Origin of the sequence: Dysgonomonas hofstadii (assembly GCF_014196915.1) — a bacterium.
Classification (GTDB): Bacteria; Bacteroidota; Bacteroidia; order Bacteroidales; family Dysgonomonadaceae; genus Dysgonomonas; species Dysgonomonas hofstadii.
This window is the reverse complement of sequence record NZ_JACIEP010000009.1, coordinates 200,012-213,507: the sequence shown is the minus strand read 5'-3', so window position 1 is coordinate 213,507 and position 13,496 is coordinate 200,012. Positions and strand designations below refer to the sequence as shown.

Below are 13,496 nucleotides of genomic sequence, written 5' to 3'. Positions count from 1 at the left end.
TTACCGCCGTTTTTTAAGAAAGTGAAGTCCGCATACTAAAATATGCGGACTTTCTTGTTTTTTAGGCTAATAGTTAATAACTCTTCTACACCTTTGGTTATGTCGAAATCATTTAAAGTATCACCTCTTTATTATTCTTATTGTTGAAGACATAAGTATCCTGTACACCTTTTGCAAATTTAATAATATCACTGGCTGTATATCCTGCATTAGGGTTATTCAGAATATATTGTACATAAAATCCCCGTATATAACCGTGCTTAAGCTCCTTGTACCCACTCGGTGGCGATTCCTTGATATCTAACTTCACTATATCTGTTTGCTCCTGATTGATATATAATTTGTATCCGAGTTCCAGATCTGTCAGTCTTCTGCACCATCTTACGTTAAGCATATGATATGATAGGTTTTCGTGTGTATCTACCAAATCGTGTATAGTGACAGTACCTATATATGCATTCTCAGTCTCTTTTACTACCGCCAGTCGTGCACTATAAAATAAATGGTATATGTCGCCTTTCTTTCCGTCGGTATAGCAACCGTTGCTTGGCCCCAGCCCATTACACCATTGGCCATCTCCGTTAAGTCTTGCACCTCCAGGCATCAGGTTGAATTTGTACATATTGGTATTATTGTCAAACCAATATGTTTTATATGTTCCACTACCTATATTGTAGGCCATCGCATTTTCTCCATTTTTTGCACTGAGAGCAAAACGTACATCGCGTTCATTCAGATCGGTGTGAGGTGAGTCGTATGTCGTATTGAACGGGCTCATGGCGAATAGCTGCCGGTAGTCTTCGCTGTAAGGTAATCGCCAACCGTCTAATGCCTCATCATCTTCATTTCGCATTTGCCCGTATTTATTCATCGATAAGATGCTTGGATAACTGTAATACCGTCCGTAGTATTTTTCAAAGTTGTTTATATTCTCCAGTTTGAATAGATCCGGATCTATAAGGATACGTTCCACATACTTGTCCAGTAATACTTGGGTTATGGGATAGCTGTTTTCGTAATCGCTTCCCCATGGAACTATATGTGTGAAATTTTGATCTATCCAGTAATATTCACCAATTCTTACAGCATTATATTCGCGCATTAGCTCGTTAGTGTCTGTCCTGTAGAATTTGAGTTTCAATGATTGAGGAATAGCCCTTGTCCTTTCATTTATATAATGAAATACTATATTTTCGCAATTGGAGGATGATAATTGCAATTCTTTTTGCGTTTTATCAGTAACATATCCTTTAGGAGGTGTTATTTCCTTGATCGTATATATACCTTCCTGAAAATCACTAATATTTATTTCCCCTGTTTCCAGTATATATATTCCCATACTTTTACCGTCAGGGTTTAGTATTTCGTATTTACCTCCATTTATTAATGAATTATCTGCAATATTCTTTGCAGAAATGGAGAAGCATCCTTCGGTAATATTGTCATTATTTGTATCATTGCGGCATCCATACCAAATAATGAATGTTGTTATTAATAATATGTTCTTTTTCATTTTTTTACGGGATTTGATAGCTAAAGCAACTTTAGCCTTTTGGTGGAAAAACGGTATTTACCGAACATACCAACAATTCAAAAATTGCAGGTTTATCTCAATTCTTGAAGCCTAGTCTTTAATAATAATTGCTTGATTTTGATTCCCTTTAAAGGATTGAATTATTTAGCTGCCGGGTATTACATAATACTGTTGTATAAATGGGAAAATATCAGCTTGTCTACCCTTCGCATTTTAATTTAGAACGACTTAGCTTTTAGCATTATAACAAAGCTACAAATAGAATGTTCATTGTTATGAAAAAGCCAACACCCTCTTATTCCTTTGCATGAATGATGGATTCATAATAGATTTTATATGTGGATAAATATTATCTTTGTATTTCAAAAAAAGAGCATATGCCGAAGATTTCAGTAATCACACCGACTTATAATTCAGAAACAACACTGCATGGGACTATAGAAGCCCTTTTAAGACAATCTTTTTCAGATTTTGAATATATTGTTATAGATGGGGTATCTAAAGACAATACTCTAAAGAAAATAGAAAGCTATATACCTCGCTTTGCAGATAAAGGGGTTACTGTGCGCATTGTGAGCGAGCCAGACAAGGGTGTTTATGATGCAATGAATAAAGGAATAGCTATGGCACGGGGCGAGTTGGTTGGTATTACCAATTCGGATGACTGGTACGAAGATAACGCTCTCGAAGTGATGTGGGATAAATTTACCAATGGAAAGGTCGATAGAGCGAACTCGATGATATATGGCATAGAGCGTGTATGGAAAGATGATAAGATCTTTAATTTGCAGCGACGTGGGGCTTCATTTATAGCTGAGAGTGTTCTGCCTCATTCTACGTTTTTTGTTGCTAACGAAGTGTATAAAAAGCATGGAGCATTCGACTTGTCGGTGAAGGTTTTGGCCGATTATGATTTTATTTGCCGGTGTGTGAGCCAAGGGGTAGACCTGGAAGAAGTAGATGTAGTAATATCTAATTTCTGTCTGGGAGGTATATCATCTTCTTACTTCGATTTTTATTCGGATTTTTATAAAATAAAGCATAAATATGGCTTTATCAGCGACAAGAAATATAAAGAATTGAAGAATGTACTGAAGCTGAAAAAACTTATTAATAAGGTTATAAAAAGATGGTAGAACACCATCTTTTTTTACTTGTTTTTCTCAGTAAAAATTAGTATATTTGTTAGATTTTTGATAGCAAACTAACAGGCTTTGAAAGGCCTATAAAACAGCGAAATATAAAATTATGACTGACAAACAAAAAATGGCGAGCGAGTCTTATTCGGCGCAGAATATTCAAGTGCTCGAAGGATTGGAAGCTGTAAGGAAAAGACCTGCGATGTATATCGGGGATATCAGCGAAAAGGGACTGCATCACCTTGTTTATGAAGTTGTAGACAACTCCATCGATGAAGCGCTTGCCGGATATTGTGATGATATCAAAGTATTTATACATGAAGATAATTCGATTTCAGTAAGAGATAATGGCCGTGGTATCCCTGTTGATATCATGCCAAAAGAGAATAAATCAGCATTGGAGGTTGTATTGACAGTTCTTCATGCCGGAGGTAAATTTGATAAAGGGACTTATAAAGTCTCGGGAGGACTTCACGGAGTAGGGGTTTCTTGTGTGAATGCTTTGTCTGTACACTTGAAAGCCGAAGTTCATAAAAACGGAAGTGTTTACGTTCAGGAATATTCGTGCGGTAAACCTTTGACCGGGGTAGAAAAAATTGGTGATGTTGCTGATACTGGTACTATTATTACTTTTAAGCCGGATGACACTATCTTTACTGTTACCGAATATAAATATGATACACTGGCTTCGCGCTTGCGTGAGTTGGCTTTCCTGAATGCAGGAGTGCGTCTTTCATTGACTGACGAAAGACAGAAAAAAGAAGATGGCACATTCCGTTCAGATCTGTTTTATTCAGAAAAAGGACTTGAAGAATTTGTTCGTTATATAGACGAATCAAAAGAGCCGTTAGTAGAAGATGTAATTCATATTGTTACTGAAAAGCAGGGCGTTCCTGTCGAAGTAGCAATGACCTACAATACTTCTTATAATGAGAATGTATATTCTTATGTAAATAATATACATACTATAGAAGGAGGTACACACTTAACCGGTTTTCGTCGCGGATTATCCCGTACTCTGAAAAAGTATGCCGATGATTCTAAAATGCTTGAAAAAGTAAAAGTGGAAATCAGTGGTGACGACTTCCGTGAAGGTCTTACAGCTGTAGTGTCTATTAAAGTTGCCGAACCGCAATTTGAAGGGCAGACAAAGACAAAACTGGGTAACAATGAAGTGATGGGGGCAGTGGACCAGGCTGTCGGTGAAGCTTTGAATATTTATCTTGAAGAGCATCCTAAAGAAGCAAGGATTATCGTGGAAAAAGTGATCCTTGCAGCTACAGCACGTGCTGCTGCACGTAAAGCCCGTGAAATGGTACAGCGCAAATCCCCGCTTACAGGAGGGGGGCTTCCCGGAAAACTAGCGGACTGTTCGAGCAAAGACGCTTCCAATTGTGAGATATTCCTTGTCGAAGGAGATTCTGCGGGTGGTACGGCTAAACAAGGACGTGACCGTATGTTCCAGGCTATTCTTCCATTAAGAGGGAAAATCCTCAATGTGGAAAAAGCGATGCCGCATAAAGTACTTGAAAGTGATGAAATAAAGAATATTTATACTGCGCTCGGTGTAACTATCGGTACAGAGGAAGATTCAAAGGAATTGAACCTTGAAAAGCTTCGTTACCACAAAGTGGTGATCATGACCGATGCCGATGTGGACGGTAGCCACATTGCAACACTAATCCTGACTTTCTTTTTCCGTCATATGAAAGCATTATTGGAAAAAGGATATGTATATATCGCCACACCTCCGCTTTATTTGTGTAAGAAAGGTAAGGTCGAAGAATATTGCTGGGACGATCGTCAGCGTCGTGCATTTATTGATAAATATGCCGATGGAGACGAAAATGCGATTCATACACAACGTTATAAAGGTCTGGGAGAGATGAACGCCGAACAGCTTTGGGATACAACCATGAATCCTGAACATCGTACACTTCGCCAGGTAACGATAGACAATGCTGCAGAAGCCGACCATATCTTCTCTATGTTGATGGGTGAAGAAGTGGCTCCACGTCGTGAGTTTATCGAAGAAAATGCAACCTATGCGAATATAGATGCATAAATGAAAATATTTAATTATAACTATAAAAGCCGTAAGTCATCTGATTTGCGGCTTTTATCTTTTATAGATTAATTTATCTATAGAATGAAAGGTAGTTGGAAAAAGTGATCTTTGAATTATTGAAAGTAAGATTGACGCGAAGTATAAATCGCCGGAGCCAAAATTTTTCTTTGCTGTTTAGTTTCTTTGTTAGAAAAATGTCATCTTTGTCAGTTTTTAGTTAATTAATACCTGTTGGCTGATTACCCTAGAAATCAACATCTAAACTATAAGTTCGCACTAAAATACTTATCATTGGCTCTGCGTATTTTCGACAAGAACAAGATTAAATACAAACTGGAATCAGAGATCGATACAGGTACAACGATAACTGTATATTTTGTGTAATAAGGTCAGAAAAACGAGAAAATGTGGAATTATAAAAACTCCACATTTTCCATTAGTAGTATAAGTATAATAGTTTGGATGAAGATTCCTTCTATTTCAGTCCCGACTCATTATCTATTCTCTTTCACAGTAAACACCAAACTCAGCAATAGATGGTGTTCCGTTGGATTTTAAAATAGTCATGCGTACGGCATCTCCCCATACTTTGTTAAAACGGTGGATTTTCACTCTTAATGATGTCGGAGCTTTTCCTTCATAAAGTGTTTTCCATTCATTATTCACACGATGTTCGAGACGGTATTCCTGTAACCTGTCATTGTTCCTGTCAGTAATAACAATCATATTAAATGGCTGTTCTCTCTCAAAAGAAACTGAATACCATGGTATTTTCACCTCAGGGTTTGAATTCCAGCAAGAACCAAAATTATCATCATTGGCAAAATCCATTATAGCATAATCGCTGCTCCAGGTTCCTTCTGCCGGCCTGTTTTTAGCTATATTAGATGATATTATTGGCTTCTCTACTTCGGGGATTTTAACTACCTGTCCATCATTCTTCCATAGTTTCCCGATTTCTTTCAATGCCGCTAATGCATTCGCATCAATAAGCCCCTCTCTGTTAGGAGATACATTTAGCATAAAGTTGCAATAGGCTTTTCCCATCGGAACGATATTGTCATTCACCATTTTTTCGGGAGCTTTTACGGGTGTAGTAGGGAAGCTTTCTTTCCAGAACCAGTTAGCTTGTAAGGGCAGACATGACATCGCAGGCAGGCGGTTCGATTCTTTTGAAATATGTTGCCCTGCACCTTGCTCATATGATTTAATGTCAGTATAGAATAGGGCCTCAGACGGATATTTAGCTGCATTCAGTTCCATCACTAAGCAATTAGGCTGGATAGACTTAACCAGGCGATAGATATCCTCAAATGGTATTTCATCATATGAAATACGTGACCACGGGGCATCCCATCCATCAATAATCAGGGCATCTATCTGTCCATAATTGGTCATTAATTCACGTAACTGTCCCTTAATCATTTCAATGTGTTCAGGGGTGATGCAGTGAGGACGCAGCCGGGCATGTGTATCCAGAATTGAATAATATAGCATCACTTTCAGGCCTTCGGCACGAAAGGCATCAGCGTATTCTTTTACTACGTCTCGTTTGAAGGGACCACTCATCACACTGTAATCGGTAGTTTTAGTATCCCAGATACAAAAACCGCTGTGGTGCTTTGTTGTCAGGCAACCATAGGTCATATTCGCCGATTTGGCAGCTTTTGCCCACTGCTTACAATCCATCTTAACCGGATTGAATAGTGTTGGAGAAGCATCGGGATCGGGCCAGTCTTCGTTGAAAAATGTAGGCATGTTAAAATGGATGAACATACCAAAACGTAGATCAACAAAATCTTGTTGTAACTGATGAAGGGATTTGTTTTGAGAGTTTACACATTGTATAGCTACAATGCTAAGGAACAAGAATAAAAATAGTTTTTTCATTACTTAGTTAAGTGTTTGTAAATTAGTTAATTGTATTATATCGTATTAAAGTATCAGAGGCTGAGCTCTGCTTGATTAGCTATTTTGCATCTTCATCCACATACCGGATGTAGGACTCAATAAATAAATATAGCCTTGCAGTTCAGCTACATATAATCCATCGCTATCGAACCAGAAACCTAATAAATTAGTGAATTTTGCATTGATGGCGACGATTTCTTCTGACGGAAAACTACCCCAGCCCGAAATTCCGGTAGAAGACATTTTAGTAAAGGCAATCCTGTCACTCTCCTCGTTCATCATAATACTGCCGCCTGGTGTACTTCCCGGAAAAGCAAGAGTTGAATAACCGGCAGCATTCATTATCCAGAAAACAAGAGGTCGTGATATTTTCATATTATCATCACCATAGCTGGCAAATACTTCGATAGATGCCAATGAGGCAGTTGTCACCCCTTCTATTTTAGAGGCTGTTTCATTCCATATTTCCTCACAGGCGGCGCCTTTTGTGCCATGAACAGACTCTTTTGCACATGCCCACTTTATTTGCGGATTATCGAATGTAGCCACTGCATTATCATTAGAAGTTACACTCATATTCGTGGCATTCTGACCACTGACCGTTGTCGAACCATTCAGAACTTTGAGCCCTGTGATAGTACATTTGTCTCCTGTTGTCATTGTCTTAAATTCAGAGACAGGTGTTTCCAATACAAAGTCATCACCTTCTTTATTCAATACCGATGTATAAACTTTAGTATGACCATACAAGTCACTATCACTGGTCTTTTCTATTGTAATTATTTTGATTCGTATATCGAAATTCTGATAATCAACATAAGTGGTATAATAAGCTACAAATTGATTGCCGCCGTAGCTGATAACTCCCGGTATGAGAGACGAATATTCGCGTACTTTTTCCAGAAAATCGGTTTTTAGTGCTGTATTAGCATCCATAGCAGCTTTGGTAGACGGTGTCAGAGTCAATACAGTTCCTGTATTCTCACCCTTACATAATATTTTCTCATTAGAGGCCTCTGATATAATTAATTTACTCTCTGATAACGCACTGCCTAAATAGGCGAAATGACCACCCCCTTCGATAGAAAGTTCGGTATCTTTGCCCTTTGTCATGAAAGACGCGGCAGACTCGGTAGGGTCTTTCATTTGTTCCGAATCCATAATCAAAGTTCCATCTTCCTTAAACTGGAAATAGAATTTATACCCTGCATATTCGGTTGTCCAGCACCCGTCAGGTGAGGCATATAATACAGCCTTTACTTCCGAAGGTTTCAGCCGTTCGCTGTCTCCATATCCTACATTATCCAAATCGAGTGAATCACAGCTGTGAAAGAGTGTGCACAGCATGATCAATATAAATAATACGTTTTTCATAATAGTATATTTTAATTATTAGGTTTATTGTATTGGTATCTCATTGTTTTTCCCGGTAAGGAAAGAGACGGAGCTACAGCATCGTCCGATACTGCGCGTTTATAGTTTGGTTTGTCACTCATTACAAAGCGCAATTTCACTCCATCACGAATGTCATTATAGTTCAGATATGATTTATCATACTTTTTCCCGTTAAGATAAAGTTCTTTCACATAGATATTCTTCGGTGACCAGTTATCTGCCACCATCTCAATAGTTTTTCCATTACTCATCCGGATAGTTATCGCTTCTACACAAGGTGAGCCTATGTTATAGATATTACTTGACGGTGCAATCGGGTAAAAGCCGATACAATTGAACATATACCAGGCCGACATCTGTCCACAATCGTCATTTCCACTCAGGGCATCCGGAGTATTTCCATAAAAACGGTCGGCAATAGTGCGTATCCATTTCTGGCATTTCCATGGCTCTTTCAGGTAGTTATACAGATAAGCGATATGATGACAAGGTTCGTTCCCATGCCAGTATGCTCCGATACGTCCCTGTATGTCGTGTGCGCCCGGAATATCGTCCGGCAGCTCAACAGTGAATAATTCATCCAGACGCTTGCGGAACAAATCTTTGCCCATCTCATTGATGTAACCTTGTACATCCTGAGGAATATACCATGTATACTGCAAGGTAAAACCTTCTGTTATATCGCCCCAACCATGTACCGATCCGGGGCCTTGATAAGCCACAGGAGTGAATGGTGTGCGCCAGTTGCCGTTGCTGTCTCTCCCCCGCATATATTTTGTCTCCGGATCGATCAATGTCTGATAAGAAAGAGCCCGGTTCAGAAAATAACGATAATCGTCATCTTTTCCCAATGCTTTAGCCGCTTGTGCAATACAGTAGTCATCATAAGCATACTCCAATGTTTTGGAAACTGATTCAGCTTCTTTGTCGAAGGGTACATATCCCATGGAACGATATTCCGGCAGGCAATCGTAGTTCGGATTCATAGCTGTAGTCTTCATTGCCTGATAGGCACGCTCATAGTCAAACCCTTTCACACCTTTTACAATCATATCAGCCAGTACTGAAACGCCATGATAACCGATCATACACCAAGTCTCATTTCCGTAAAATGACCAAATGGGAAGCATCTTTTCTACACTTTTGTCATAATGAGCCAACATCGAATTTGCAACATCTGCGTTCACTTCCTGTTGAACGAGGTTGAACCAGGGATGCAAAGCGCGGTAGGTATCCCAAAGTGAGAAGACTGTATAATTTGTAAAGCCTTCAGCCTTTTCTATGTTTTTATCCAATCCACGGAAACTACCGTCCGAATCCTGAAAGATAAACGGATGTAAAGCTGCATGATAGGCCGAAGTGTAAAATGTTTCTTTCGTTTTCTGGTCGGCAACCAATTCATATTTGCTGAGTTCCTTCTCCCAGAGGTTTTCGCCTTTAGCTTTCAGGGTATCGAAGGTCATATTGTCCAATTCCTGCATATTACGCATAGCACCATCGGTACTCACTGATGAAATGGCTGTTTTGACAATCACTTCTTCACCTTCCTGTGTATCGAAAGAAATACAGGCCATCAGATTCTTTCCCCATGCTTCGTAACTGCTTCTGAAACGCCGGGTATTATAAATAACAGGTTGTTTATCCTGCATGAAACGGAGTCCGGTCAGCTTTTTAGAGAAAGTCGCTGTAAAATATACATGGCGTTCGGGTCCCCAGCCTTTTACCAGTTTGTATCCTGTGATAGTAGAATCATTCAGCATCCGCAGGTTTGCCCATTCGCAGGACTGCCACAATGTATGATCCATATCTATCAGGATAAACGCATTATCGGATTTCGGGTAAGTGAAACGGAACATTCCACTGCGGACTCCTGAGGTCATTTCTGCCTTTACGCCATAATCAGCCAGTTCTACCGCATAATAGTTCGGCGAAGCCCATTCTTTTTCATGAGAATAACGGGAACGATATCCGTTGTCGGGATTTTCATGAGTTCCCGGATCGAGATGTATCTCGCCTGTACCCGGAATAAACAGAAAGTCTCCCAGATCGGGAATCCCGGTTCCGCTCAGATGTGTCAGGCTAAAACCCAATAAGGTCATGTGTGCGTATTTATAGCCCGAAGCTGCATCATAGAACTTCCTGTCTGTGTCAGGGCTGATCTGTATCCCTCCAAACGGAATCTGGGCTCCGGGATATACGTTTCCATAACCATCTGTTCCTACAAACGGGTTTACATAGTCTGCCAGCTTTTTGTTTTGTGCCATACCTGGTAATAAAACCAGATATGATAATGCCAGAACCAAACCTTTAAATATTCTCATAGTAAATTCTTTATACTTGTATATCACCTACGGCAATCTGATATTCGCGCCATAGTTCGTCTATATCGTATTCATTCCCCAAGATATGCTTAATCGCACCATCAAACGACCATGGAACGACCTCTAACGCACTCCGGTTAAATTTCCGTAAGAACTCAGGGTCTTTATTGTCGCGTAGCCATACAAAAAAGTATCCTCCTGTACGGTAGCCGTCCATATAATTTCCTCCTTTAGGTCGGGCATCCGGCCCGAAGCCGCCGTTTGCCACTCGCACAGCATCTGCCATTCCTTCGATGAATGCCCAGAATACCCGGTTGGTACCGTATGATCCGACTCCTTGCGGCTCCAACTGATAAGCATGAGTCAACTCGTGCAATAATACACCCCGGGTTTCGAAGAATAGTTTAGCAGTATCACCTTCAGCAAATGAATTCTCAATATGGCGGGTACTGTAAAATATGGAGATGTTCCCATGGTCACCGCCTTTTGCCGAAATTCCTTCGATGTCTTCCAATGTATAATGAATTTTATAGACCGGGACAATGCTGTCTTCCGGCGAATTATAAAGGGTGGCTAATACGGCATAGGCCTGCTCTTTGATATATGATTCGGCATCGGGAATAATACGGTGGTAAATATCCGATCCTTTTGTCCCGGGTGCTTTATCTTCGAAAATGATTGTTCCTACATTATAATTCTCCCATACATTGGATAAGTTATCCCCTTGTCCTTTCTTACTTGCAGAGCAAGCAATAATGCCCGTCAACAGACAAAGGGCATAAACTAAATGTCTCTTTTTCATGTTATTCCTGTTCTTATTTTATTCCGTTAGTTAATGAATAAGGTTTATCTTCAAGTGTTAGTCCTCTTCGTTTATTCGGAGCAGAACCCATTTTAAATTCTAGGGTTCCTCCTTTAAGAATATCTTCGTGTGTGATATACATTCTGTTATAATCTACTCCGTTCAGCTTCAAAGACTGTACATACCGATTCTTATCACTGACTTCCGGAGCTTTTATTTCTAATGTATTCCCATTCGGTAATTTAAGTTTTAAATATGGTAGATACGGGGCACCCAATACATATTGATCTGTTCCGGGGCAAACAGGATAGAAACCCATCACAGAAAACAGATACCATGCCGACATTTGTCCGCAGTCGTCATTCCCGCCTAACCCCTTAATATCATTGCGATACATCTTATTCAGAATTTCACGTAGCCAATATTGTGTCTTCCAAGGCTGGGTAGTCCAGGCATACAGGTAAGGTACATGATGACTCGGTTCGTTTCCGTGTACATATCCGCCAACAAGGCATTCATCCGTAATATCTTCATTGTGCTCGTAATACTTTTCGGGTAGGTGCATTGTAAACAGTTTGTCCAGTTTTTCTACAAATGATTTATCTCCTCCCATCAAATCGATCACCCCGAATACATCGTGAGGAACATGAAAAGAAAAGTTCCAGGAATTACCTTCAATAAAACCTTCCCCATGTGTTTGGAGTACGTCAAAATCTTTTTTGAACGAACCATCGGTATAGCGGGGACGGGCAAAACCGATACTAGGATCATAGATATTACGGTAATTCAATGCCCGTTTCCGGTAAGTTTCGGCAACATCTTTTTTACCTGCATTCAAAGCTGTTTGGTAAATAGTCCAGTCATCGTATGCATACTCCAATGTGGTAGAAGCTGCCGTCCCGCTTTTATCTAAAGGAACATAACCTAATTTCATATAGTCGGCAACACCTTCATAATAAGGAGTTGTTGCAGTGCTGACCATTGCGTCTAATGCTTCATCGGTATCACGGAATACACCTTTGGTTATGGCATCTGCCAGTACCGAAACGGCATGATAACCGCTCATACACCAATTCTCATTTCCCATGTGGCTCCAGACAGGTAGCATTCCATGTACACTTTGTTGCTTGTGTTTTATCATCGATTCCATCATATCCGCATTGCGATTCGGCTTTATCAGGTTCAGAAACGGATGTTCAGCCCGGTATGTATCCCAAAGGGAGAAAATCGTATAATTCGTGAATCCTTTTGCCTTATGGATATTGTGATCCAGTCCGCGGTAAGAACCATCTACGTCCATATATACCGACGGATTGATCATTGTATGGTATAAAGAAGTATAGAACATCGCTTTTTGATCGGGCGTACCTTCTATTTCAAAGTGATCCAGTTCATTGTTCCATGCATCGGACGCATCTTTTACCAGTTGTTCAAAGCTTTTGCCTGAAGCCTCGGCTCTGAGATTCTTAACTGCTCCTTCTGTACTGACAGCGGAAAGCCCGACTTTTACAACAAGCTCCGGTTGTTGCTTCGTATCAAAGTTGAAATAAGCGACTATACTGCGTCCTGTGATTTCCGGGAAATTCTGTTCTACCTTGAAACGTCGCCAAAAACCATTATACATTACTTTCGCTTTATCTTTATAGCCGTAACTGCTGATCGGTTGAGAAAAAGAGATAGCGAAATAAGTGTAATTGGTACGTGCCCATCCGTTGGTAATGCGATATCCCGTTAATAAAGTATCATTTTCGACTCGCAGATTTGCCCACAGGACTTTTCCTTCATAATTGTATATACCATGTGCCAGATCGAGAATCAGATGACCATCTTTACTTTCAGGAAAGGTGTACTTATGTATGCCAACCCGTTGTGTCGCTGTTAACTGAGCTTTAATACCATAATCATCCAACATCACTTCATAATATCCCGGTGTGGCTTTTTCCGTCACATGATTGAAACGGGAACGGTAGCCTTCTTCTGGATGTTCAGCTTGTCCGGGATTTAATTTAAGTTCTCCGGTAGCTGGCATCAACAAAATATCACCCAGGTCGGAATGCCCTGTACCGCTCAGATGTGTATGGCTAAAACCAACGATTGTTTTATCCCGGTACTGATAGCCCGCACAATATTCATAGGCGTTCTTTTGGTAAACACCATTTATATTATGTGGAATAGTATCCGTATCGGGACTTAGTTGTATTAGTCCGAACGGAGTGCAGGCGCCGGGAAAGGTATGCCCCATCCCGTCAGTCCCGATAATCGGATTAACGTAATCGACTGGCTGTTGGGGCAATACCGGCATAGTAAGTAGTGTACAAATCCCAAT

8 protein-coding genes are annotated in these 13,496 nt (G+C 40.2%); 2 read left to right on the top strand and 6 right to left on the bottom strand.

Going from position 1 to position 13,496, the window contains the following annotated elements; genetic code table 11:
• Positions 1 to 112 precede the first annotated feature (112 nt).
• Positions 113 to 1,513, bottom strand: a complete 1,401-nt coding sequence (locus tag GGR21_RS13580) for an MSCRAMM family protein (RefSeq protein ID WP_183307774.1) — start codon at positions 1,511 to 1,513, stop codon at positions 113 to 115.
• Positions 1,514 to 1,911: 398 nt separating this feature from the next.
• On the opposite strand from GGR21_RS13580, the gene GGR21_RS13575 reads away from it, so the two are divergent.
• Together GGR21_RS13575 and gyrB are read left to right on the top strand one after the other, a co-directional pair.
• Positions 1,912 to 2,670, top strand: coding sequence for a glycosyltransferase family 2 protein (locus GGR21_RS13575; RefSeq protein WP_183307773.1), 759 nt, complete (start codon positions 1,912 to 1,914; stop codon positions 2,668 to 2,670).
• 112 nt (positions 2,671 to 2,782) lie between these two features.
• Entirely contained in the window at positions 2,783 to 4,738 is a 1,956-nt protein-coding gene (gene gyrB, locus GGR21_RS13570; protein ID WP_183307772.1) for a DNA topoisomerase (ATP-hydrolyzing) subunit B, read from the top strand.
• A gap of 501 nt (positions 4,739 to 5,239) precedes the next feature.
• Here gyrB and GGR21_RS13565 read toward each other — a convergent pair.
• The 5 genes from GGR21_RS13565 to GGR21_RS13545 all read right to left on the bottom strand — a co-directional run bounded on the left by GGR21_RS13565 (position 5,240) and on the right by GGR21_RS13545 (position 13,472).
• Positions 5,240 to 6,631, bottom strand: a complete 1,392-nt coding sequence (locus GGR21_RS13565; RefSeq protein ID WP_183307771.1) for an alpha-L-fucosidase — start codon at positions 6,629 to 6,631, stop codon at positions 5,240 to 5,242.
• A 75-nt stretch (positions 6,632 to 6,706) separates the two neighbouring features.
• Positions 6,707 to 8,026, bottom strand: coding sequence for a hypothetical protein (locus tag GGR21_RS13560; RefSeq protein WP_183307770.1), 1,320 nt, complete (start codon positions 8,024 to 8,026; stop codon positions 6,707 to 6,709).
• An 11-nt stretch (positions 8,027 to 8,037) separates the two neighbouring features.
• A complete protein-coding gene (locus GGR21_RS13555) occupies positions 8,038 to 10,368 on the bottom strand; it encodes a GH92 family glycosyl hydrolase (RefSeq protein ID WP_183307769.1) in 2,331 nt (776 codons plus the stop codon).
• Between the two features lie 10 nt (positions 10,369 to 10,378).
• Positions 10,379 to 11,170, bottom strand: a complete 792-nt coding sequence (locus GGR21_RS13550; protein ID WP_183307768.1) for a basic secretory protein-like protein — start codon at positions 11,168 to 11,170, stop codon at positions 10,379 to 10,381.
• 13 nt (positions 11,171 to 11,183) lie between these two features.
• Positions 11,184 to 13,472: a GH92 family glycosyl hydrolase gene (locus GGR21_RS13545; RefSeq protein ID WP_246348080.1), complete on the bottom strand. Its 2,289-nt coding sequence runs from the start codon at positions 13,470 to 13,472 to the stop codon at positions 11,184 to 11,186.
• Between the last annotated feature and the right edge of the window lie 24 nt (positions 13,473 to 13,496).